The following is a 21433-nucleotide window of genomic DNA, read 5'->3' on the forward strand; positions in this document are numbered from 1 at the left end:
CCGGTCCGGCTTTATAGGGGACAGGCAGGTCCCTTACAACGCGGCCCTCGCTGTCTTCCGAGCTATGCTCGGGCACGAAAAAGTCAATGTAAACATTGGCGAAAGCGGTTAATGGCGCGGCCGCCGACGATATGTCACATAGGAGTAGTCGGCGCTGTCGTCGGGTCCGGCAGGATGACGTACACGCGCCACCTCATCCCAGTCTGCCTTGTCGATGTCGAAATACGTGTCGCCTTCGGGGCGCGCATGCACTTCGGTGATTTCGAGGCAATCGGCGCGATCGAGCCATTGCCGATAGATTTCGGCGCCGCCGATCACGGCGATCTCGGCGACCGAACGCCGCAGGGCATCGCCGCGCGCGACGGCGCCTGCCTCGGCAGCCGATGTCGTGACGATGGCGCCAGTGGCGCGATAATCCGCATCGCGCGTGATGACGATGTTGGTGCGGTCCCGAAGCGGCCGGGGCAGGGATTCGAAGGTCCTGCGGCCCATGATCACGGGCTTGCCGATCGTGAGCGCCTTGAAGCGTGTCATGTCGGATTTCAATCGCCACGGAATCGCGTTGCCGGCGCCGATGACGCCGTTCTCCGCGATCGCGACGACGAAGACGATCTCCATCAGGTCGCGCTCCCGGCAAGCCGCGTCAGCGCCGGACCGGTGACGCGGCACAGCGTCCAGTCGTCCAGCATGGCGGCACCGAGCGACTTGTAGAACGCGATCGACGGTGCGTTCCAGTCGAGCACCGCCCATTGCAGCCGCGACCAGCCGTTTTCGACGCATTCCACGGCAAGGCGCACGAGCAGCGCCTTGCCGAGGCCCCTGCCCCGATGCGACGGCCGCACATACAAATCTTCGAGATAGATGCCGTGGCGGCCGCTGAACGTAGAGAAATTCACAAACCACACCGCGAAGCCGACCGGCTCGCCATTCCACTCGGCGATTGCGCAATGGAGTTGCGGTCTCTCACCGAACAGCGCGTCGGTGATCATCGCCTCGGTCGCTTCGACCTCGTGCGAAAGCTTTTCGTACTCGGCGAGCTCGCGGATGAAAGCGAGAACGAGCCCGGCTTCGTCTGGACGCACACGGCGGATGTTGAGCGACATCGGCTTCAGACCGCGACTGCTGCCTTGATGTGCGGATGCGGATCGTAGCCGACCAGCTCAAAATCCTCGTAACGGAAGGAGAAGATATCCTTCACGTCAGGATTGATCCGCATCACCGGCAGCGCGCGCGGCGCACGCGTGAGCTGGAGCTTCGCTTGCTCCAGATGGTTGGAATAGAGGTGGGTGTCACCGAACGAATGCACGAAGTCGCCGGCCTTCAGGCCCGTGACCTGCGCCACCATCATGGTGAGCAGCGCGTAGGAGGCGATGTTGAAGGGCACGCCGAGGAACACGTCGGCCGAGCGCTGATAGAGCTGGCACGACAGCTTGCCGTTGGCGACGTAGAACTGGAACAGGCAGTGGCACGGCGGCAGCGCCATCTTGTCCACTTCGGCCGGATTCCATGCCGAGACGATCAGGCGGCGCGAATCCGGATTGCGCTTGATCATGTCGATCACGTTGGCGATCTGGTCGATGCTGCGTCCGTCCGGCGCGGGCCAGGAGCGCCATTGATGGCCGTAGACGGGTCCGAGATCGCCGTTGGCATCCGCCCACTCGTCCCAGATGGTGACGCCGTTGTCGCGCAGATATTTGACGTTGGTGTCGCCCTTCAGGAACCACAACAGCTCATGCACGATCGCCTTCAGCGGCAGGCGCTTGGTGGTCAGCATCGGAAAGCCGGCGGACAGGTTGAAGCGCATCTGATGGCCGAACACCGACAGCGTGCCGGTGCCGGTCCGGTCGGTCTTTTCCGCGCCGTCTGAAAGAATCCGCTCGAGCAGGTCCTGATACTGGTGCATGTGCGTGAGCCTTTGGGGAGGCGGCAAACTTAGCGGCCACCCCCGCGCCGCGACAGCGTCGATTCGCCATCCCTACGCATTATACCCGGAAAAATGAGCGTTCCCGGCGCAAACGACAAGGGGCGGAACTTGCGTGCCGCCCCTCGCCTATCGACTTGATCCTGCTGGCTAACTTGCCGGCTTGAGCACCGGGGTCCACTTCGCGATCTCGCTCTTGACGAGGGTCGCCAGCGCCTCCGGCGTCCGGTCCGCGGGCGCCGGAATGACGCTGCCGAGCTCGAGCAGGCGCTTGCGCACGGTCGCGTCGTCGAGCGCCTTGACGGCCGCGGCGTTCAGGCTCGCTATGATCGCGGGCGAAGTTCCCTTCGGCGCGAACATCGCATTCCAGGCCTGGGCCTGGAATGCAGGCAGGCCGGCTTCCGCCGTCGTCGGCACGTTCGGCAGCGACGGATTGCGCTCGGCCGTTGCGATCGCATAGGCCTTGATGGTGCCGGCATTGATCTGCGGCACGGCGTTGACGATCTGGTCGCAGATGTAATCGACCTGGCCCCCCACCAGCGCATTCATCGCGGGGCCCGTGCCGTTGAAGGGCACGCCGACGGGCTTGATGTCGAGGATGGAATGCAGCAGCTCGCAGGAGACGTGCGAGACAGAGCCGACGCCGGCGTGGGCAGCGTTGACCTTCTCGGCATTGGCCTTCACGTAAGTCACGAATTCCTTGAGGTCCTTCGGCGGAAAGTCCTTGCGCGCCAGGATCAGGATCGGCGTGCCCGCCAGCAACGCGACCGGCTCAAAATCCTTTTCCGGATGATAGGCGAGCTTCGGATAGAGCGGCACGGAGGCAGCATGCGTGCCCATGTGCCCGGTGATGAGCGTATAGCCGTCATTGGCCGCACGCGCGGCGCGCGTGGTCGCGGTGGTGCCGCCGGCGCCGACCACGTTCTCGATGATGATGCTCTGTCCCAGCGTCTGCGCCATGTGTCCGGTGACGATGCGCGAGATCACGTCGGTCGGACCGCCGGCCGCGAACGGCACGATCATGGTGATGCCGCGCGTCGGATAGGTCTGCGCCGCAGCCGGTGCGACAAAGCCGCACAACGACGCCAGCACCGCGGCACATGCGCCTGCAAGCGCGCGAATGGAAGTCATCTCGATCCCCTCGTCGATCCGTTTGTCGGTCTCTTGAGCCCACAAGCAAAATGCCGGCCACAAGGGCCGGCATTTTCATTTCACGAAGCCGTCATACAAGTCGATTGGACTTCCGAATGCGGCGCGCCGACGCAGGCGCGAAGACGACGCAAGAAGCGTAGCCTTCAGTTCTCGGATTCGGTGAACACCTCGTCGCGCTTGGCACGCAACGTGGGCAGCACCGTGAGCACCAGCAGGAAGGCCGCAATCGCAAGCAGCACGGCCGACAGCGGACGCGTCAGGAACACGCTCCAGTCGCCGCGCGAGATCAGCAACGCACGGCGCAGGTTCTCTTCCATCAGCGGTCCGAGCACCATGCCGAGCAATAGCGGCGCCGGTTCGAAATCGTGCTTGATCAGCCAGTAGCCGACCAGACCAAACACGCCAGCGAGGATGACATCGACCGGTGCGTTGTTCACCGAGTAGATTCCGATCGCGCAGAAAATCACGATCGAGGGGAACATCAGCCGGTAGGGCACGCGTAACAGCCGCACCCAGATTCCGACCAGCGGCAGGTTGATGATGATCAGCATCAGATTGCCGACCCACATCGAAGCGATCATGCCCCAGACCAGCTCCGGCTGCTTCTGCATCACCTGCGGGCCTGGCACGATGCCGTGGATGGTCATCGCGCCCACCATCAGCGCCATCACCGCATTGGGCGGGATGCCGAGCGTCAGCAACGGGATGAAGGAGGTCTGCGCCGCGGCGTTGTTGGCGCTTTCCGGCGCCGCAACGCCCTCGATCGCACCGCGGCCGAACCGCGACGGGTTCTTGGCGATCTTCTTCTCGAGCGTATAGGCCGCGAAGGAGGCGATCACGGCGCCGCCGCCCGGCAGGATGCCGAGGATCGAGCCGAGCACGGTGCCGCGCAGGATCGCAGGCGTCGAGTCGATCAGGTCTTTCCTGGTCGGCATCAGGCCGGTGATCTTCTGCTGCACGAGGTCGCGGTTCATCTCGGCGCCGGCATCGAGGTTCCGGATGATCTCGGCGAATCCAAACACGCCCATCGCGACCGTTGCGAAGCCGAGTCCGTCGGCGAGTTCCGGAATGTTGAACGCCATGCGCGAGGCGCCGGTCTCGATGTCAGAGCCGACCATCGACAGCAACAGGCCGAACACGATCATCGCGATCGCTTTCAGCACAGAGCCCTTGGCCAGCACCACCGCGAAGATCAGGCCGAGCACCATCAGCGAGAAGTATTCGGCCGGACCGAATGCCAGCGCGAGTTTGGTCAGCGGCGCACCGAGAATGGCGATCAGGATGGTCGCGACGCAGCCGGCGAAAAACGAGCCGATCGCCGCAATCGCCAGCGCCGGACCGGCCCGGCCTTGCTTCGCCATCTGGTGACCGTCGATGGCGGTGACGACCGATGTCGCCTCACCGGGAATGTTGACCAGGATCGAGGTGGTCGAACCGCCATATTGGGCGCCGTAATAGATGCCGGCGAGCATGATCAGCGCGCCGACCGGCGGCAATCCGAACGTGATCGGCAGGAGCATCGCCACGGTTGCGACCGTGCCGATGCCCGGCAGCACGCCGACAAGCGTGCCGACCAGTGCGCCAATCAGGCACATGAGAATATTGATCGAAATCGGGAGCGACAGTCCGAACAGCCACGACGGTGACCACCAGGAGATCTGAAACACCACACCGAAACCGAGGCCCAGATTGTGAAAAAGATCGGCCATCACACCCTCACTGAACCAGGAAACGCGGGAACATCGGCATTGGCAGCCCGAGCACGTAAGGGAAGAGCAGCGCGCAGCCGAGCGTCAGGCAGGCGCCTACGATGATGGCTTCGATCCAGCGCGTCTCATGCGTGCCCATCGCCGCGACCAGGAAGCTCACGAACGCCGTAACCACGACCCCAAGCGGACGAATCGCCAGCGCGAAGAAGACGATCGAGATCAATACGAACAGCGGTCCGCGCCAGGCATAATGTGCCATCGCCGGTCCATCAGACAACAATCCCGTCAACGCGATGCCGGCACCAAGCGCGACGAGGAGCCCGCCAAACATTCGCGGCGCCGTGCCGGCGCCGAAGGAGAAGCCCCGCATACCCTGCAAATCGCTGGAGGCCCACAGCGCGAACAAGGCCAGCGCCATCAGAACGATCCCGCCGACATAGTCCTGCGCCGACCTGATCGTCATGAAGATCGTGAGAATCGCCACCGCAAACAGCGGATAGGAATAGATCAGCGCCAGCAGCACATCGGATGACGCCTTCTTGGTGTCACCGCCGATCGCTCCGATCAGCGCGCCGGGGGCGCCCGCGAGCAGCGCCGTCACGTGACTGATCACGACGGTGGCCGGACCGCGTCCGGTGCCCCAGCCGAAGATCGTCCCGAACGACCAGATGAATTCGAAGATCTGCGGCGCTATGGCCAGCAGACAAAAGCTGAGCGCCACCGACGTGTTTCGATTGGCTGTCGCCGAGTGGCCCATCGTATCGGCCATGCCTGTCTCCTCCGCGACCCGTAAGCCACGAGCAATGTTGTTCTAATCGGCTGGAAAACGATCCCCCCGCCCGGATCACTGCCTAGCGATTTTCATTACACAATGCCAGCAAAACCCAACAGGCCTCCGGCGAGCAAAAGCCATAGCGGACTGATGCGCGAGACCGAGGCGATCACTGCAACCGTCGCGGTCAGGAGCAGTGCAGCAATGGTACGATCGGTCGACTGTGCCAGGATCAAGGCGCTCGCCGCCATCAGTCCGATCGACAGCGGAACCAATGCAGCCTGAATCAGCACGGGCCAGCGCGATTGGCTGGGGCGGTTGAGGAGCCGGCTGACATAATAGGCAAGCAGCGCCGTCGGCAGGCACATGGCCAAGGTCGCCGCCAGCGCGCCGGGGATGCCGGCAACGGCGTAGCCGATTAACGTGACGATAAGCACGTTCGGACCTGGTGAGAGCTGCGCAATCGCATAGGCGTCGGCGAACTGCTTGTCGGTCATCCAGTGATGCACATCGACCGCGATGCGGTGCATCTCTGGCACCGCCGCCGCGGCGCCGCCGACCGCGAACAGCGACATCAGGCCAAAGGTGGAGATCAGCGCCCAGATCGGGTTCTCGGCGTTCATGCTGCTACCTTCCGCCGCATCAGGAAGGTGGCGCCGACACTCACGGGGATCGCAACCAAAAGCACGGCCTGGAGCGGCAGGCGAACGACGCCGATGGCAAGAAACACGGCCAGCATCAGGATGAGCGCGACGACGTCCAGCCGCTTGAGCAGCGGCGTCATCATCCGGAAGACCACCGCGATCAAGAGCCCGACCGCCGCGCAGGAGATGCCCGCGAGGATGCGGCGCAGCACCTCCACATCGCCGAACCGGGCGTAGATGATCGCAAGCACCGTCATGATCAACGTCGGCGGCAGCAACAACCCGGCGAAGGCGGCAATACCACCCGCGATCCCGCGCAGCCGCGCGCCGAACACCATCGACAGATTGACGATGTTGGGCCCGGGCAGAAAATGGCAGAGCGCAAAAGTCTCGTTGAACTCGTCCGCGGTCATCCAGCGGTGCTGCTCGACGATGGCCTGCCGGGCAAATACCAACACCCCGCCGAAACCGGCCAGCGACATCCTGGCGAAGGCCAGGAACAGCGCGACGAGGCCGGGCGGAACGGGGTTGGTGGCTGGACGGTCCGGCGATTGATCTGGGTGTTGGGCGGCCGGTGCGGAATCCTTGGACATGTCAGGAGCTTAGAACGCCGGCCGTCGCGCGGCCAAGCCAGTCGGGAACCTATCCAAAGGGAACCTCCGGAAAACCGCTCGAAACACCTGTCATTTGAAACCTTTGCCCCCTATATTGGGGGTGCCGGTTCGCCGGCTATGGAAATAAACGGTCGTCGCAATAAACCATTCGGACCCGGGGGCGGTACCCGGCGCCTCCACCAAAGCCCACCAGCGGGCAAGCCCTAGAGCGGGCTTTGGCGGGGGCGAAATAGGATCGACGAGGGCGTAAAGGGCGTTCTTTTTCTCGGTATTGTTCCGCCGTTATCGGGCTATGCAATAGTTGCCAACGACAACTTTGCTCCGGTTGCTCAGGCTGCGTAACGCAGTTTGAAAGACCATTCTGAAGTCCTAACGGGTTAAGCTCCGTTAGGCGGGGTTCGGAGGCACCTGGCAACAGAAGCCTCCACTTACCTCCATTTCCTACCCGGCGGGGACTCCTGCTGACCCGTCAGGCGCGGTATTATCGCGGCTTGGCGAGTCGGGCCGGCGGGGCCCAACTCCTGGAATGCAACAGGACCACCATGGCGACCGATCATATCCGATACGATGTGCTGGCCCGCGACGCGCTGCGCGGCGTGCTGCGCAAGGTGCTGACCGATGCCGCGTCCCAAGGACTGCCGGGCGAGCATCATTTCTTCATCACCTTCGTCTCGAAGGCCGACGGCGTGAAGATCTCATCGCGACTGCTGGCGCAGTACCCGGAAGAAATGACGGTCATCCTGCAGCACCAGTTCTGGGATCTGACCGTGCTCGAGGACCGCTTCGAGGTCGGCCTGTCCTTCGGCGGCATTCCGGAGCGGCTGATCGTGCCGTTCAGCGCCATCAAGAGCTTCCTCGATCCGTCCGTGAAATTCGGCCTCCAGTTCGACACCTCCGATGTTGCCGAGGTCTCGCCCGAGACATTGCCGGCCGCTCCCGCCCCGTCCGCGGTCGCGGTGCCGGCGTCTGCGGCCGAGACGACGGAAAGCTCTGAAGAGCCGGCCGGCCCGAACCAGGGCGGCGCCGAAGTCGTGCGATTGGATCGTTTCCGCAAGAAATGATCTAGATTGGGCCGGAGCCCGTCGCACGCCGACAAACTCCCTATATAGAGGCACATGAAGAGGCTGCGCGGCGTTTCGCGCGGGGAATGGATGTGCCCATGGCCAAGATCGCCCGCTCGAAAACCGACCGCTCCTCGCGCTCCGCGACCCGCACCGAGACCGACAGCTTCGGCCCCATCGAGGTCCTCGCCGATCGCTATTGGGGGGCGCAGACCGAACGCTCGCGCCAGAATTTTCGCATCGGCATCGATCGCATGCCGATCTCGCTCGTGCATGCGCTCGGCATCGTCAAGCTCGCCGCGGCGCAATCCAACCAGGAACTCGGCCTGCTCGACCAGCGCCGCGCCAACGCCATCATCCGCGCCGCGCGCGAGGTGATCGAAGGCAAGCTGGACGATCATTTTCCGCTGGTGGTGTGGCAGACCGGCTCGGGCACGCAGAGCAACATGAACCTCAACGAGGTCATCGCCAACCGCGCCAATGAAATGCTCGGCGGCGAGCTCGGCGCCAAGAAGCCGGTCCATCCCAACGATCACGTCAACATGAGCCAGTCGTCGAACGACTCGTTCCCGACCGCGATGCACATCGCGGCGGCAAGCCGTATCAATGCCGATCTCGTCCCGGCCCTCGGTGAGCTGCTCCGTGCACTACGCAAGAAGGAGATGGAGTTCGCCAAGATCGTCAAGATCGGCCGCACCCACACCCAGGATGCGACGCCGCTGACGCTGGGCCAGGAATTTTCCGGCTACGCCGCGCAGGTCGAGAGCGGCATCGCCCGGCTCAAGGTCGCGGTGAAGGAGCTCTATCCGCTGGCGCAGGGCGGCACCGCCGTCGGCACCGGCCTCAATTCGAAGCCGCGCTTTGCAAAGCTGTTCGCAAAGCACGCGGCCAGCATCACGAAGCTGCCCTTCACCAGCGCCGCCAACAAATTCGAGGCACTGGCCTCGAACGACGCCTATGTGTCGGCGCACGGCGCCATCAATTCGGTCGCGACCGGCCTGTTCAAGATCGCCAACGACATCCGCCTGCTCGGATCCGGCCCGCGCTCGGGCCTCGGCGAATTGATGCTGCCGGAGAACGAGCCGGGCTCCTCGATCATGCCAGGCAAGGTCAATCCGACGCAGTGCGAGGCGATGACCATGGTGTGCTGCCAGGTGTTCGGCAATCACACCGCGATCACGGTCGCCGGCAGCCAGGGCCATTTCGAGCTCAACGTCTACAAGCCCGTGCTGGCCTACAACATGCTGCACTCGATCCGGCTGATGGCGGACGCCGCGCGCTCCTTCACCGAGCATTGCGTCAGCGGCATCCGCGCCGACGAGAAGCGCATCAAGGAGCTGATGCAGCGCTCGCTGATGCTGGTGACGGCGCTCGCTCCCAAGATCGGCTACGACAACGCGGCCAAGGTGGCCAAGACGGCGCATGCCAACGGCACCACGCTGAAGGAGGAGGCACTGCGGCTCGGCTTCGTCTCGGCGGACGAGTTCGACCGCCTGGTGCGCCCCGAGAAGATGACCAGCCCGGGATAAAATTCCGAATTCCGATAGCCATCCGTAGTGATACGGACGCGCGCGCTGCAGAAATATGAGGCTTTGAGGGCCGGATTTGATTACCGTCAATGTCGCGGCGGGGCGGTGTGTTACGCAGCCCCTCTGCCCTTCACGGAGCGAAATTCATCGTTTGATGGCCCAAGGGGCCGATTGACGAGGACGAGCGAATGGCGATCAAGTCTTGTGGGGCGCAACGCGGCACCCTGTTTCTGAATGTTTCATCCAGCCCACGGAGGATCGGATGATGGAGACGCGGCATGGGGAACGTCATCAACCTGAAACGTTTCAGGAAGCGCGCCGAGCGGGAAGCCACGGCGAAGCAGGCGGACGCCAACCGAACGAAGTTCGGCCGCACGAAGGCGGAACGGTCGGCGGAGCAGACGCGCGCGGACCAGGCGAAGGCACACCTGGACCAGCACCAGATCGATCGCGAGGAGCAGCCATGAAGTCGCCCGTCGTGAAAAGGTCGATCGTCGTCGCCGGCCACAAGACCAGCGTCAGCCTGGAAGAGGCGTTCTGGAACGGCATGAAGGAGATCTCGGGCCTGCGCAACATGACGCTGTCCGAGCTGGTCGGCGAGATCGACGGCAACCGCCAGCAGGGCAATCTGTCCTCGGCGATCCGCCTGTTCGTGCTCGACTACTTCAAGAGCCGCGCCATGGCCGCCATCCAGTCGGAAAAGGTCCCGGCCCAGTAGCCGCCCTGGCGCCGATCCCCCTCCGTCACGAAGCTGCTACTTTAAAATCACTCTAAGATGCAGCTTCCGCGAGCCAGCGCGCTTGACCTCGATGCCCTGCGTTGAAAATACAGGGCATGACCGACATCCATGATACGCGTCCGCACATGCCGCTGGGTCTGGCCCAGCGCGGCTATACCGGCGTCATCCAGCACCTTTCCGCCAAGGACGCCGGCTCGGCGCTCTCGGACATCGAACTCGAGAGCCGGCTGATCGAGCTCGGCTTCGTCGAAGGCGCCCGGGTCGAGGTCTTGCACGAGGGGCTGGTCGGGCGCGACCCGATCGCCGTACGGGTCGACAGCATCACGATCGCGGTGCGCCGTCGCGAAGCCATGGCCATTATCGTCGCCTGAAGCGACCGGACCCCAATTCCATGGAATTGCCCCAACTTCATCTCGCCCTGGTCGGCACGCCAAACAGCGGCAAGACCTCGCTGTTCAATGCGCTGACCGGCAGCCGGCAGAAGGTCGCGAACTATCCCGGCGTCACCGTCGAGCGCAAGGAAGGCTTTTTTGTCACCCCTCTGGGGCGCCAGGTCTCGGTGGTCGACCTGCCCGGCACCTATTCGCTGCGCGGCCGCAGCCCGGACGAGGAGATCACCCGCGACTTCGTGCTCGGCAAGGCCTCCGGCGAGACCGCGCCCGACCTCATCCTGTGCGTGGCCGATTCCACCAATCTGCGGCTGACCATCCGCCTGCTGCTGGAGCTCAAGCGCACCGGCCGGCCGATGGTGCTCGTGCTCAACATGTTCGATATCGCCAGCCGCCGCGGCATCACTGTCGACGTCGAGCGGCTCGCCAACGAGCTTGGCGTGCCCGTGGTCACCTCGATCGCGGTGCGCAAGGGCGGCACGGCCGACCTGCTGGCGCTGACGGACGAGATTTCGGCAAAGCTCGCCGCCGAGCCGGGGGAGAACAATTGGCGCGTGCTGAGCGTGGCCGAACTGCGCGCCTCCCAGCGCGAGGCCGACCGCATCATCGCCGATTGCGTCAGCCTGCCGAGCCGGCCCGACACCTGGACGGCGCGGATCGACGCGATCGTGCTGCACCCCGTCGGCGGGCTGATCGTGCTCGCGGCTATCCTGTTCGTGATGTTCCAGGCGGTGTTCGCCTGGGCCCAGCCGCTGATGGAGCTGCTCAACTCGGGCTTCGACTCGCTCGGCGAGTTCGTGCACGCCACCCTGCCCGCCGGCCTGCTGCAGAGCTTCCTTCAGAACGGCGTAATCTCGGGCGTCGGCAGCGTGATTGTGTTTCTGCCGCAGATCATCATCATCTTCCTGTTCATCCTGCTGCTGGAAGATTTCGGCTACATGGCGCGCGCCGCGTTCCTGATGGACCGCATCATGGGCGGCGCCGGCCTGCACGGCCGCGCCTTCATTCCGCTGCTGTCGAGCTTCGCCTGCGCCATCCCCGGCATCATGGCGACGCGCGTCATCGACAACAAGCGCGATCGGCTGACCACGATCCTGATCGCGCCGCTGATGACCTGCTCCGCGCGTATTCCGGTCTACACGCTGATCATCTCCGCCTTCATTCCGGCAAAGGACGTCTGGGGCTTCATCAACCTCCAGGGCCTCGTGATGTTCGGGCTCTACGCCGCCGGCATCATCAGCGCGCTTGCCGTCTCGTTCCTCATCAAATTCTTCATGCTGCGCGACTATGCGCCGGCGCCGTTCATGCTGGAGCTGCCCGACTACAAAATGCCGCGGCTGAAATCGATCGCGATCGGCGTCTATACGCGGGCCAAGATGTTCCTGCACCGTGCCGGCACCACGATCTTCTCGATGATGGTGCTGATCTGGTTCCTGGCCTCGTTCCCGCAGCCGCCCGCTGGCGCAACCGAACCGGCGATCGACTTCAGCCTGGCCGCGATCATCGGCAAGGCGCTTGCGCCGCTGCTCGCGCCGGTCGGCTTCAACTGGCAGATCGCGGTCGCGCTGATCCCGGGCATGGCGGCACGCGAGGTCGCGGTCGCCGCGCTCGGGACCGTCTATGCGATCGAAGGCGGCAAGGAAGCGGCCGAGCAGATCGGCCAGGTGCTGGCGACGAAATGGTCGCTCGCGACCGCGCTGTCGATGCTGGCCTGGTACATCTTCGCCCCGCAATGCGCATCCACGCTGGCCGTGATCCGGCGCGAGACCGGAAGCTGGACCTGGATGGCCGTCACCTTCGCCTACATGCTGGTGCTGGCCTATGCGGCGAGCCTTCTGACCTACAATGTCGCGGTCGCGTTCGGGGCAGGGTAGCCCCACTCGAAACTAAAACTGCGAAAACAACCCCATGCACAGTAGACCGACGCTGTGAGATCAATGGGTTACGCGTGCGTGAAAATCGTCCGGCGGCAGCCGGGATAGAGCCCGCACAATCCGGACTTACCAGCTGTGCGCCGGTTGCTCCGTCGGGCAAAACAGGAGCATGATGGCATCGTCGGAGAATTGGCGAGACGCTCCGTGACGGCAGGACACGCCGGCGTGGCAGGCCTTCTCAGCCGCTCGCCTGTGTCGCCGGGAACGACGCGGTGAACACCGTTTCATCCCGCAACGACGACGCGACGATCAACCCGCCATGGGCGCGCGCGATCTCCTGGGCAATGTACAGTCCGAGCCCAAGCCCTTTCTGGTTCGGCAGAACGTCGCCACGATCGAACGCAGTGAAAAGGCGCGGCATCGCCTCCGCCGGAATTGGCGCACCTTTGTTGACAATGCTGATGTCGAAGCCAGCTCCGGTCGTTTGCGCCAGCACCCTGATCGGCTCGTTGGCCGCTCCATAGGAAATCGCGTTGCCGAGAAGATTGGACAGCATCTGACCTATGCGGCCGGCGTCGATCCTCACAGTCCCTGGAATGTTGATGACCGTTTCGATAACGCGATCCGGATGCACGTTCTCGAACTCTGCGACAATCTGCTTGATGACAGGCCCGAGTGCCTGTTCTCTCAGCTCGAGCTGCATCCCGGCACCGAGCCGCGTGCGGGCGAGGTCCATGACATTGTCGATCAGAGCCGCCATCCGGGCGACGCTTCCTTGCAGAAGGTTGATCCAGTTCTGCCCCTCTTCATCGACCTTCTTGTTCAGAAGCCGCAGGCCGCCCTGGATCGCGGCAAGAGGGTTTCTGAGGTCGTGACCGAGCACGGCGATAAACTGCTCGCGCAGTTCGGCATTCTGTCGTTCCAGCGCCAGCCTGTTCTCGATCAATTCGACGCGGTCGCCCGCGTCGAGGTGAGACGCGATCAGCTCGGCAAAAAGCTTGAACATCCCGATGACTTCGGGGGTCCGAAGCTTGCGCGGCTTCGGATCGATCGCGCAAAGAGTCCCGAAGAATGAACCGTCGGGAAGGATGATCGGCACGGAGATGTAGCTTTGGAAGCCATATTGCGCGGGCGTGTGATGCTTGAAGTACCCGGCATCCTCGCTGACATTCTCGATGACGACCGCCTCACGGCTCTGCCGGATCTCATGGCAGATCGTGGTCTCGACCTTGAGCTCGTCACCGGGTTTCAGCCCGAACGCAAGTTCGTCACGCGAGGCACAGGTGATCCACCTGTCCTCCGTGACGCGGGCAACGGCCGTAAATCCCATGCCGGTGGTCCGGCTGACCACGTCCAGGATGGTCGAGACCGCCGCGATTCCGCTGACCTTGGCTATGTCGCGCTCGAAATCCATTGCCGCTCCGCGTCGGAACATTCGCCCCGGGGCGACCGTCACCCCAACCAAAGCGCGTCCTTGCAACATTGAAAGCACTGCCAGCCAGGTTATTCCACGTCAATGTTGCTCGACGCCCCACCGTGGAAGCGGCTATCTGTTCCTATGGAACATTTCAGCACGGGGAGACTGACCGCCGAGAGGCTTCGTGAAGATCACCTGGCCGACCTCGTCGCATTGCATCGCGATACCGAGGTATCCCGATATCTCGGCGGCGTGCGCCCGGCGGAGACGACCAGGATCTATCTCGGCGCCAACATGGAACATTGGGACCAGCATGGTTTTGGGCTCTGGGTGCTGCGAACCAAAGACGGGGCATTCGCCGGACGGGCGGGCATCCGGCACATTCTAGTGGATGATATCGACGAGATCGAGATTGCCTACGCATTCAAGCGCGAATTCTGGGGCCGTGGACTTGCAAGCGAGACCGCGATCGCGCTGACGGATATCGGACTGTTACATCACAAGCTGCCGTCCCTCATCGGCCTGGTCTATGTCGGCAATGGCGCATCGCGCCGCGTGCTGGAGAAGTCCAACTATCTCCTCGAGCGAAGCACGATCCGGCACGGCGAAGACGTCGTGATCTACCGCATCCGGCGGTGAGACCCGGCCTGGAGATCACTCGGTGCGCAGTCGGACAACCGATTGAGGCAGAGACGCGAGAAACGCGCAGGATCAAGCTGGCTTATGAGCCAGCACCGTTCCGATCCGCTCCTTTTTAAGCGCAAACTGTGCCGCCAACGCGAGGCCGAATGCCAAACAAAACGTCGTACCGGCCGCAATGAAGCGCAGCTTATTGGTTTCCCAGATCGCACCCTCCTGTGCCACCAGCGACAGCAAGGGCGGAAGAAGCAAAAACACATTGGTTGCCGCAAAGCCGAAGCAATTGAACAGTCGCCACGCTACCGTTCGTAGGGAATTATCGATGTCCGGCAAATCGGAGCAGCTCTGCCTGTCGAGATAGTACGAAATATAAACGGTCACGAGCGCGGGCCCGAGCCCCCACCGCAACATCGCATAGTAAAGACTGACAACAGACATTTCCCGCAGATTCCCCTCTCCAAAGTAATGGACGGCCACCGTCAGACCGGCGGGCCCTACGACCAGCGCGACCAGAAAACTCCAGCAATAGGTGGTGAGGTGCGACGGATCTGAATGGCTTCCCAGCGAAGAAATCGCAAATCGAAGCAAAAGAACGACGACGATCGCCAATCCATAATTGCAAAGTGAATACATGACCCATGCCATCGAGCGATTAGGGTCTTGCGCCAAAACAATACCCTTGCCTTGCAGCACGTCATAAACGACGGCCGAAATGGCCACCCCCAGATAGACGGAACAGATCAGTGCAATAATATAGACAATCCAGTACCGTAAAGGATTGTCGTGAACAGGAGCATCAATTTCGATGCCGAATTTGTTGGCCTCATTGCGCAGGTCAATTCGAGAGCCGTTGCGGTAGATCAGGTAGCACGCAACAAGACGGGCAAATCGATTGTAGAGCTCTTTGATCAATTGCGTGGCCTGGGGCGCAGCGAGGCCCGTTAGCACGCCGGCCTTCCACTGGCTCATTGTCGGCGACGTCAGCTGAAAGTCTGCCATGAGCTTGTCGAAACCAAAGCTGTCCTCGGTAAAGAAGGTGGCGTCATCGCCAGCTTCGTGCCCCTGCGTCAGCCACCATTTCATGTAGCAAATTTCCGCCCACATTCGATCCGGGCTATTGGGATCCTTGCGGAAGTCCTGATCCACGATCTCCGGCGAGTTCGCAACGATTTCCGAGACCGCATTCTCTGGCACGCGCAGCGAAAAGCGGATTTGCGCCATGATCTGCTTCGCGAGTTGAGGCACGCTGATCCAGCTCTGGATCACGTCGCGGACCATCAGCAGGACGTTCCACTGAGCCTCCTTTGTAAGGAGGAACAAATACACGGCCCCCATTGCGGCGATCACGGTCAGGTAGGGCGCAGACTGACCTTTCGCAGCCTGTATGACGGCGTCCGGAATCGCAGGGACCAATGGCGCCAAGGCAATGACGTCCCGATTCTCATGGATGAGAAGAAGGAAAAAGCAGCACGAGAATATGACAAAGATGAAACCGCCCAATCGATACTGCTGTCGGGTCGTCATGTATCTCGGGAAAGTCGGTACTTCGGCAATGGTCACGGCGCGGCCAAAGGCTTGCCAAGCCAATCGGGCCGCCACGACCAAACCCAACAAGGTGATGGACCAGCGCACCAACGAAGGAAGGAGTTCGGACGCGGTGTCGCCGAACTCATCGGCGGAGGCTTGTGTCGATACCAATATGGAGATGACAATTCCCAACACGATGCTAGCCATTGCCAGAACTCCCTCTTGAGCGAGATAGTTCGAACGGGCCGCTCTACGCGGAATTTGAACAAACCGTAAATCTGGCGCGTCGGCGTGTGTGTGAACTAATTCACATCCTTTGGGAGTTTTTGTGCAACTCTCTCGGGCAAGAGGCACAATGCCTTGTCCGCAAGACCCCGACATCTCAACCAGGCGAGCCGGAAACGAAATCCGGTGCGGCCGGGATTGCCGTCACCTCGGCGGAGCGCTGATCTCCGTCGGCATGACACCGGCCTGCTTGAATGGCGAAGCCAACGTCTTCGAGATCAATTCGAATGATGATTGGTACGGTTTGTCAGCCGGCTATTCCAATGTTGCAGGCACGCGATCCCTTGTCCTGCGCTCGGCCCGTTAGCGCGGGCCGCCGTGTCCATCCTCCGGATCGCTCTCCGGCTCGCGGATCAGCACCGCGGGTTCGTCATAGCCTTTGCGGCTGCTGTAAAACACCAGCGCCATCAGGCCGATGCCGACGACCAGCGAGAACACGACGCCGAGCACCAGCGCAACATAGCCCGACGCCGGCACGCCGTTATCGGTGCTGGTCCAGCCGAGATAGCCGAGAACGCACGCGGCGACGAGCAACGCGCACAGCACCGCAATGACCACCCATCTCGCGAGCTTGCCCTCTCGCGGGCTGGACGTCTCGGTTGCCGGTTGCTCATTGGTGCTGTTCATGGAGCTCTCCTCAAGCGTGGCCGCATTATGTTACGGCACAGTGGCCTTGGTCGCAATCGCATGCAGGGCCGCCGTCATCGCGGCAACCGCAGCCTTGGCCGGCTCGCCGGCGCCGTGACGCCCAGCGAGATAGGCCGGATCGTTGTAGGACAGCCAGGTCGCACCTTGCTCGTCCTGCCAGACCAGTGCCTTCAGCGGAAGGTCGATGCCAGCGGTCTGCGCCTGCTGCATCAACGGCGTGCCGCCCTTGGCGTTGCCGAAGATCAGCAGATCGGTCGGGCGCAATGTCAGCCCGACAGCGGCAGCGCCCGCGGCGTGATCGACATGGGCAAACACCGCGAGGCCTCTGGCTTTCACCTCTGTCTCGAGACGCTTCATGGTGTCTTCCGGTCCAAAACTGCTCTTGATGGTGATGAGTCCGTCTGCGGCCATTGCTTGTGTCTCCGATAGACATGACGCTGCGATCAACGTGAGGATTTTGATCAACGCCAAAAGCCTCATGATCAACCGCTCACTTCTTGCGGAATAGTTTCGCCGGGTCGAATTCCGGCTCCGGAATGAAGCCATCCCGATTGGGCATTTTGATCTTCGGCAGGCTTTCCTTGTCGACCTTGCCGTCCGCTGGAATGATGCCGTTGAGGCTCAGGATGTAAGCGGTGACGGCATAGGTCTCGTCGGTGCTGAGCGAGCCCGGCGTCGGATACGGCATGGCGCGATGGATGTAGTCGAACAAGGTCGTCGCATAGGGCCAGAAGCTGCCGACCGTCTTGACCGGCATGTTGGAGGTGAGCGTGCCCTGTCCGCCAGCGAGGCGATCCTTGATGCCGCCCTGGCCATTGTCGCCATGACAGGCCGCACAATTGTCGGCGAATATCTGCTTGCCTTGCGCCACCGCGCCGCTGCCGTCCGGAAGCCCCTTGCCGTCAGGTCCGACATCGATGTCCCACAGCTTGATCTCCTCCGGCGTCGCTGGACGGCCGAAATCGAACCCGAGCGCGGGTGCCGCGAGCAAACCCAGGGTGAGCGCGACTACGAGAAACAGCTTGCTATGCGAGGACATTGCGGACCCTCCCGGCCTCGTCGATGCTCCAGGTCTGCTGGGCGTTGTAATGAAACAGCGCGTTAGTCCCCATCGCGGCGATGAAGGACTGCCGGTCCGGTTGAACATTGCCCTGGTCGTCAGTCGAACGGCTCACGATCTTGGTCGGTTTGCCGTCCCACGCCCAATCCATCTGGAATCGGACCTGGGCCTTGGACAACACCGGTTGGCTCAATTGCGCGGGCGTCCACGTCTTCGCGCCATCGGTCGAGATTTCGACCTCGGCGATCTTGCCATGGCCGCTCCATGCAAGACCCGAGATGCGATTGTAACCCGGCTGGATCTGCATCATCCCCGAGGGGTGCGTGATGACGGAGTTGGTCTCCATCCTCAGCTGAAACTGCCTCGCCTTACCGTTCGCGAGCAGCTGTGTGTAACGCGCCGTCTCCCAACGCGTCATCCACGGTTCGTTGCCGAACTTGAGCCGGCGCAGCCATTTGATGTTGAGGTTGCCCTCGAAGCCCGGCATCACCAGCCGCATCGGAAAGCCATGCGCGGGCCGCAACGGCTCCCCGTTCTGCCCGTAGGCGACGAAGGCCTCGTTCACGATCTCTTCGGTGAGCGGAATGCTGCGGTCGACGCCCGCGCCGTCGCCGCCCTCCGCGAGCATCCAGCTCGAGCTCTTGTCCTTGGCGACGAGATCAATCAGGAATTTGAGCGGCACGCCGGTCCATTCATTGGTGCTGACGAGGCCATGCGTGTTCTGCACCGTCACATCGGGATCAGCCTTTTTCCAGTTTTCCCATCCGTTGCCGGTGCATTCGATGAAAACGATCCGCGTGACCGACGGCATCCGCTTGAGATCGTCGACGCTGAAAACCAGCGGCTTCCGAATCATGCCGTGGATGAGAAGCCGGTGCTGCGCAGGATCGATATCGGGGACGCCGGAATGGCTGCGCTCGTAATGCAAATCGGTTGGCGTGATGTTTCCGACCAGCTTCTGATGCGGCGTCTTGGAGTTGATGGCATCGCCCGGGTCGATGTTGCGCTTGCCCGGCGTGGATTCGGGGATGCGATCGATCTTGGCAAAACGTGAGCGCTCGCTGTGAGCGCTCAGATCGGCGCCGGGCCCGCGATCGGGCACATCGGCCAACGTTTCGGCGCCAGCGGCTTCGGTCGCAACCGCACCCACGATACCGGCGGACAGGCCTGTCACGAAGCCGCGACGCGAAACGTTCGTGGCGCGCGGCAACAAGTCGATTGGCGTCCTGGACGTCATGCGATCTCCCCTTGATAGACGTGCTTTTTGTAAATCCGGGCCGCTCTCACGTCGTGATATTTGCCGAACGCCGCGAAGATTGCTCGTTAGGTTGTGTTAGAAACCATGAGCACCAGCTCATTCGCTCGAAGATTGCCAGCTTTCCGATCTTGCCGACGCGGCGAGGACCTGGTGGCGGTCATTATTCCGATCGAGCAAGGCCATGTTACTTCCCGCGAATGACTTGACGCGCGTAGGCTAGATGCGCTTTGCCGCTCCGTGGAATGGCCGGGCGGCTCGGAGTCATGTCCGGGCGGATCAAGGGGTGACGGATGTCGGAGGCGGACGCAGCGGACTTGTTGAAAGCGATGGTGCCGCTATTCAGAATCCGCCCTGTGTTCGAGGATTCCTGTAGATTTGGTGGCAGCTGGGAGTCGTTACACGCACCGAACGGCAAGGGATGGGCGCAATTCCACATGGTCACGCGCGGCTCCTGCACGGTCGAGAGGCCGGGCTTGCGCTCGCAGCGGCTCGAAGCGGGTGACATCCTCCTCCTGCCGCATGGCGACAGTCACGCGGTCCGGAGCCAGATCGGAGGCGCTGTCGGGCAGATATCGACCGAGGTCAAAAACGGTGTCCGCCAGCGAGCGACGATCGACGCTGACGCCGATACCGAACTCCTGTGTGGCCGGTTCCTGTTTGAAACGTCGGACAGGAACCCCCTGATCGCAGCTCTTCCCGACGAAATCATTGTCCGCACGGCGGGCGAACCGCTCCTGGAAAGGTTTCGGCACCTGTTCATCGACATTCGTGACGAGCTGGATGCAGGAAGGGTTGGCTCGGAGGTGGTCGCGGCCGACCTCGCGAGGGCGCTATTCGTCATGATCCTCCGCGACCATCTCGCCGACGATGCTTCCGGGAATAGTACGGTGTCGCTCTTGCGGGACCGCATAACGGCTCGTGTCGTGTCGGCGATCCTCGACGATCTCGCCCGGGACTGGACGCTCGACGAGATGGCGGCGGTCGCGATCTCCTCGCGCGCAAGTTTGGTGCGCGCCTTTCGAAAGCGCGCAGGCATTGCTCCAATGACGTTCCTCGCCGATTTGAGATTGACGATCGCGCGCCAACGGTTGGCCGGCACCTCTGATCCGATTGCGAAAATCGCGGGCGAGGTCGGCTATGCATCCGAAGGCGCGCTGAGCAAAGCCATCATGCGCAGATACGGCATGCGGCCCGGCGCTCTGAGAATGGCGGAGCCGGGCGAAGCGCGATCCGTCACGGCGAAGACGTCATGATCGACCGAAGAGAGGCCGCCTGACGCTCAGCCGGTGCGCAGACGGACAACCGATTGCGGCAGAGAGGCGAGAAACAACACCGCGCAGACGCACAGCAGGACGATGTCCTTGAACAGAAACTCGCCGGTCAGATTCCACGCCATCGGATCGAACGAAAGGCTCCATTTGACGACATCAGGCGTCGTGAAGAAGAACGACCACGTGATCGCGAAGGTCACCATGCCCATGAACGAGCCGAGAGCGGACAGGACCGGGCTGAAGCTGCCTGCCGCGAGCAGCCCCGCGATCACGAATTCGGCGACACCGAGGAAATATGCCTCTCCCCTCAAGCCGAACACCGACAGCCAGGAGATGAACGGGCTGTTGCTGATGAACTGAGCGATGCCCTGTGCGGATTGCGGCGTGAACTTCTGCATTCCAAACGATACGAATATGATCACCATGACCCAACGGAGAATGGCGAGAGGACGATAGGAACCGCCCCCATTTTCAGCGACGTTGAATTCCTTCATCCGACCAAGTCTCCCCGGATTGCACATCCATCAGCTCTGCAAAATACGTTCGCTGAAGCTGTACGAAGGGGAGCTTCGGTCGTTACCCGCATCGGCGGGTTCCGCAGATCACAGCTGCGTGCGATGTGCGTGTCCGCGCGGCCTACGGCTAACGCCGCCGTCGGCGCATTGATGTGCCATTGGGTACCTGCGGCGTCTTACCTGAAATACCCCAGCACGAGATCGACATCCGCGCGGCCGGCGACCGTGCCGTTCAGCTCGGCGTCGATGACGCGGCGGCAGGCATCGATCGCGGCGTGGTCGCCGAGGTCGTTGGCGGCTTCCAGCACGAGCCAGGCGGCGTCGACCGAGGCCTGGTCCGATGCTCCGCCGGCATCGGCGTTGAGGTTCTTCTTGCGAACGGCGGTGCCGAATTGAGGTAACATTGCAG

Annotated in this window: 24 protein-coding genes and 1 other RNA gene; 9 read left to right on the forward strand and 16 right to left on the reverse strand. The window is 62.5% G+C overall.

The features are described from left to right. Positions 1–108: 108 nt before the first annotated feature. The 8 genes from IVB27_RS06985 to IVB27_RS07020 all read right to left on the reverse strand — a co-directional run bounded on the left by IVB27_RS06985 (position 109) and on the right by IVB27_RS07020 (position 6791). Positions 109–618, reverse strand: a complete 510-nt coding sequence (locus tag IVB27_RS06985; RefSeq protein WP_247442369.1) for a dihydrofolate reductase — start codon at positions 616–618, stop codon at positions 109–111. Beyond that, the gene (locus IVB27_RS06990; protein WP_247442370.1) at positions 618–1103 is read right to left on the reverse strand and encodes a GNAT family N-acetyltransferase; all 486 of its coding nucleotides are present in this window, start codon (positions 1101–1103) and stop codon (positions 618–620) included. Before IVB27_RS06990 ends, IVB27_RS06985 begins: the two co-directional genes overlap by 1 nt. A gap of 5 nt (positions 1104–1108) precedes the next feature. Beyond that, a complete protein-coding gene (locus tag IVB27_RS06995) occupies positions 1109–1903 on the reverse strand; it encodes a thymidylate synthase (protein ID WP_247347571.1) in 795 nt (264 codons plus the stop codon). A 168-nt stretch (positions 1904–2071) separates the two neighbouring features. After that, the gene (locus IVB27_RS07000) at positions 2072–3052 is read right to left on the reverse strand and encodes a tripartite tricarboxylate transporter substrate binding protein BugD (protein ID WP_247442372.1); all 981 of its coding nucleotides are present in this window, start codon (positions 3050–3052) and stop codon (positions 2072–2074) included. A gap of 164 nt (positions 3053–3216) precedes the next feature. After that, positions 3217–4782 (reverse strand): tripartite tricarboxylate transporter permease, encoded by a 1566-nt coding sequence (locus tag IVB27_RS07005; RefSeq protein WP_247347573.1) that lies wholly within the window; start codon positions 4780–4782, stop codon positions 3217–3219. A gap of 7 nt (positions 4783–4789) precedes the next feature. After that, positions 4790–5551, reverse strand: a complete 762-nt coding sequence (locus tag IVB27_RS07010; RefSeq protein ID WP_247347576.1) for a tripartite tricarboxylate transporter TctB family protein — start codon at positions 5549–5551, stop codon at positions 4790–4792. Positions 5552–5646: 95 nt separating this feature from the next. Further along, on the reverse strand, positions 5647–6177 hold the full coding sequence (locus IVB27_RS07015; RefSeq protein WP_247442374.1) for a chromate transporter: 531 nt from the start codon (positions 6175–6177) through the stop codon (positions 5647–5649). Continuing rightward, positions 6174–6791 carry a chromate transporter gene (locus tag IVB27_RS07020; RefSeq protein ID WP_247442376.1) on the reverse strand — a complete coding sequence of 206 codons (618 nt, stop codon included), beginning with the start codon at positions 6789–6791 and terminating at the stop codon, positions 6174–6176. Before IVB27_RS07020 ends, IVB27_RS07015 begins: the two co-directional genes overlap by 4 nt. Before the next feature lie 84 nt (positions 6792–6875). Between IVB27_RS07020 and ssrA the strand changes: the two genes are divergently transcribed. The 7 genes from ssrA to feoB all read left to right on the forward strand — a co-directional run bounded on the left by ssrA (position 6876) and on the right by feoB (position 12404). After that, positions 6876–7241: a transfer-messenger RNA gene (ssrA, locus tag IVB27_RS07025) on the forward strand. A 113-nt stretch (positions 7242–7354) separates the two neighbouring features. After that, positions 7355–7873, forward strand: coding sequence for an SspB family protein (locus IVB27_RS07030; RefSeq protein ID WP_247442378.1), 519 nt, complete (start codon positions 7355–7357; stop codon positions 7871–7873). Between the two features lie 98 nt (positions 7874–7971). Then, positions 7972–9402, forward strand: coding sequence for a class II fumarate hydratase (fumC, locus tag IVB27_RS07035; protein WP_524536464.1), 1431 nt, complete (start codon positions 7972–7974; stop codon positions 9400–9402). 278 nt (positions 9403–9680) lie between these two features. Beyond that, positions 9681–9869, forward strand: coding sequence for a DUF4169 family protein (locus IVB27_RS07040; protein WP_247347585.1), 189 nt, complete (start codon positions 9681–9683; stop codon positions 9867–9869). Then, complete coding sequence (locus IVB27_RS07045; RefSeq protein ID WP_247442382.1) at positions 9866–10120, forward strand: ribbon-helix-helix domain-containing protein; 255 nt, start codon at positions 9866–9868, stop codon at positions 10118–10120. The genes IVB27_RS07040 and IVB27_RS07045 overlap by 4 nt, the downstream gene beginning before the upstream one ends. Before the next feature lie 116 nt (positions 10121–10236). After that, positions 10237–10512: a FeoA family protein gene (locus tag IVB27_RS07050; RefSeq protein ID WP_247347587.1), complete on the forward strand. Its 276-nt coding sequence runs from the start codon at positions 10237–10239 to the stop codon at positions 10510–10512. A gap of 20 nt (positions 10513–10532) precedes the next feature. Next, positions 10533–12404 (forward strand): ferrous iron transporter B, encoded by a 1872-nt coding sequence (gene feoB / locus IVB27_RS07055; protein ID WP_247442384.1) that lies wholly within the window; start codon positions 10533–10535, stop codon positions 12402–12404. Positions 12405–12642: 238 nt separating this feature from the next. Here the strand turns inward: feoB and IVB27_RS07060 are convergent, their stop codons facing one another. After that, positions 12643–13818, reverse strand: coding sequence for a GAF domain-containing sensor histidine kinase (locus tag IVB27_RS07060; RefSeq protein WP_247442386.1), 1176 nt, complete (start codon positions 13816–13818; stop codon positions 12643–12645). A 144-nt stretch (positions 13819–13962) separates the two neighbouring features. Here IVB27_RS07060 and IVB27_RS07065 point away from each other — a divergent pair, with 144 nt between their 5' ends. Continuing rightward, positions 13963–14460 carry a GNAT family N-acetyltransferase gene (locus IVB27_RS07065; protein ID WP_247442388.1) on the forward strand — a complete coding sequence of 166 codons (498 nt, stop codon included), beginning with the start codon at positions 13963–13965 and terminating at the stop codon, positions 14458–14460. Between the two features lie 72 nt (positions 14461–14532). Here the strand turns inward: IVB27_RS07065 and IVB27_RS07070 are convergent, their stop codons facing one another. From IVB27_RS07070 to soxC, 5 genes are all read right to left on the reverse strand, one after another. Further along, complete coding sequence (locus IVB27_RS07070; protein WP_247442390.1) at positions 14533–16194, reverse strand: hypothetical protein; 1662 nt, start codon at positions 16192–16194, stop codon at positions 14533–14535. Positions 16195–16575: 381 nt separating this feature from the next. Beyond that, complete coding sequence (locus IVB27_RS07075) at positions 16576–16899, reverse strand: hypothetical protein (RefSeq protein ID WP_247347597.1); 324 nt, start codon at positions 16897–16899, stop codon at positions 16576–16578. A 30-nt stretch (positions 16900–16929) separates the two neighbouring features. Next, the gene (locus IVB27_RS07080) at positions 16930–17400 is read right to left on the reverse strand and encodes a DUF302 domain-containing protein (protein WP_247442392.1); all 471 of its coding nucleotides are present in this window, start codon (positions 17398–17400) and stop codon (positions 16930–16932) included. Between the two features lie 10 nt (positions 17401–17410). Then, positions 17411–17959 (reverse strand): c-type cytochrome, encoded by a 549-nt coding sequence (locus IVB27_RS07085; protein WP_247442393.1) that lies wholly within the window; start codon positions 17957–17959, stop codon positions 17411–17413. Next, positions 17946–19217 carry a sulfite dehydrogenase gene (soxC, locus tag IVB27_RS07090; protein WP_247442395.1) on the reverse strand — a complete coding sequence of 424 codons (1272 nt, stop codon included), beginning with the start codon at positions 19215–19217 and terminating at the stop codon, positions 17946–17948. Before soxC ends, IVB27_RS07085 begins: the two co-directional genes overlap by 14 nt. Positions 19218–19528: 311 nt before the next feature. Between soxC and IVB27_RS07095 the strand changes: the two genes are divergently transcribed. Further along, positions 19529–20491: an AraC family transcriptional regulator gene (locus IVB27_RS07095; RefSeq protein ID WP_247442397.1), complete on the forward strand. Its 963-nt coding sequence runs from the start codon at positions 19529–19531 to the stop codon at positions 20489–20491. Between the two features lie 26 nt (positions 20492–20517). Here the strand turns inward: IVB27_RS07095 and IVB27_RS07100 are convergent, their stop codons facing one another. Next, complete coding sequence (locus IVB27_RS07100) at positions 20518–21003, reverse strand: YkgB family protein (RefSeq protein WP_247442399.1); 486 nt, start codon at positions 21001–21003, stop codon at positions 20518–20520. A gap of 197 nt (positions 21004–21200) precedes the next feature. Next, the gene (locus IVB27_RS07105; protein WP_247442401.1) at positions 21201–21428 is read right to left on the reverse strand and encodes a hypothetical protein; all 228 of its coding nucleotides are present in this window, start codon (positions 21426–21428) and stop codon (positions 21201–21203) included. Positions 21429–21433: the final 5 nt, after the last annotated feature.

This window comes from Bradyrhizobium sp. 197 (assembly GCF_023073375.1).
Taxonomy (GTDB): Bacteria; Pseudomonadota; Alphaproteobacteria; order Rhizobiales; family Xanthobacteraceae; genus Bradyrhizobium.

Coding starts and splice junctions, on each gene's coding strand:
- IVB27_RS06985 (WP_247442369.1), bottom strand. CDS start 618: ATGGAGATCGTCTTCGTCGTCGCGATCGCGGAGAACGGCGTCATCGGC.
- IVB27_RS07005 (WP_247347573.1), bottom strand. CDS start 4,782: ATGGCCGATCTTTTTCACAATCTGGGCCTCGGTTTCGGTGTGGTGTTT.
- IVB27_RS07030 (WP_247442378.1), top strand. CDS start 7,355: ATGGCGACCGATCATATCCGATACGATGTGCTGGCCCGCGACGCGCTG.
- IVB27_RS07060 (WP_247442386.1), bottom strand. CDS start 13,818: ATGGATTTCGAGCGCGACATAGCCAAGGTCAGCGGAATCGCGGCGGTC.
- IVB27_RS07095 (WP_247442397.1), top strand. CDS start 19,529: ATGTCGGAGGCGGACGCAGCGGACTTGTTGAAAGCGATGGTGCCGCTA.
- IVB27_RS07040 (WP_247347585.1), top strand. CDS start 9,681: ATGGGGAACGTCATCAACCTGAAACGTTTCAGGAAGCGCGCCGAGCGG.
- IVB27_RS07000 (WP_247442372.1), bottom strand. CDS start 3,052: ATGACTTCCATTCGCGCGCTTGCAGGCGCATGTGCCGCGGTGCTGGCG.
- IVB27_RS07070 (WP_247442390.1), bottom strand. CDS start 16,194: ATGGCTAGCATCGTGTTGGGAATTGTCATCTCCATATTGGTATCGACA.
- IVB27_RS07050 (WP_247347587.1), top strand. CDS start 10,237: ATGACCGACATCCATGATACGCGTCCGCACATGCCGCTGGGTCTGGCC.
- IVB27_RS07080 (WP_247442392.1), bottom strand. CDS start 17,400: ATGAGGCTTTTGGCGTTGATCAAAATCCTCACGTTGATCGCAGCGTCA.
- IVB27_RS07105 (WP_247442401.1), bottom strand. CDS start 21,428: ATGTTACCTCAATTCGGCACCGCCGTTCGCAAGAAGAACCTCAACGCC.
- IVB27_RS07075 (WP_247347597.1), bottom strand. CDS start 16,899: ATGAACAGCACCAATGAGCAACCGGCAACCGAGACGTCCAGCCCGCGA.
- IVB27_RS07100 (WP_247442399.1), bottom strand. CDS start 21,003: ATGAAGGAATTCAACGTCGCTGAAAATGGGGGCGGTTCCTATCGTCCT.
- IVB27_RS07045 (WP_247442382.1), top strand. CDS start 9,866: ATGAAGTCGCCCGTCGTGAAAAGGTCGATCGTCGTCGCCGGCCACAAG.
- IVB27_RS06990 (WP_247442370.1), bottom strand. CDS start 1,103: ATGTCGCTCAACATCCGCCGTGTGCGTCCAGACGAAGCCGGGCTCGTT.
- soxC (WP_247442395.1), bottom strand. CDS start 19,217: ATGACGTCCAGGACGCCAATCGACTTGTTGCCGCGCGCCACGAACGTT.
- IVB27_RS07065 (WP_247442388.1), top strand. CDS start 13,963: ATGGAACATTTCAGCACGGGGAGACTGACCGCCGAGAGGCTTCGTGAA.
- IVB27_RS07020 (WP_247442376.1), bottom strand. CDS start 6,791: ATGTCCAAGGATTCCGCACCGGCCGCCCAACACCCAGATCAATCGCCG.
- IVB27_RS07010 (WP_247347576.1), bottom strand. CDS start 5,551: ATGGCCGATACGATGGGCCACTCGGCGACAGCCAATCGAAACACGTCG.
- IVB27_RS06995 (WP_247347571.1), bottom strand. CDS start 1,903: ATGCACCAGTATCAGGACCTGCTCGAGCGGATTCTTTCAGACGGCGCG.
- IVB27_RS07085 (WP_247442393.1), bottom strand. CDS start 17,959: ATGTCCTCGCATAGCAAGCTGTTTCTCGTAGTCGCGCTCACCCTGGGT.
- IVB27_RS07015 (WP_247442374.1), bottom strand. CDS start 6,177: ATGAACGCCGAGAACCCGATCTGGGCGCTGATCTCCACCTTTGGCCTG.
- feoB (WP_247442384.1), top strand. CDS start 10,533: ATGGAATTGCCCCAACTTCATCTCGCCCTGGTCGGCACGCCAAACAGC.
- fumC (WP_524536464.1), top strand. CDS start 7,972: ATGGCCAAGATCGCCCGCTCGAAAACCGACCGCTCCTCGCGCTCCGCG.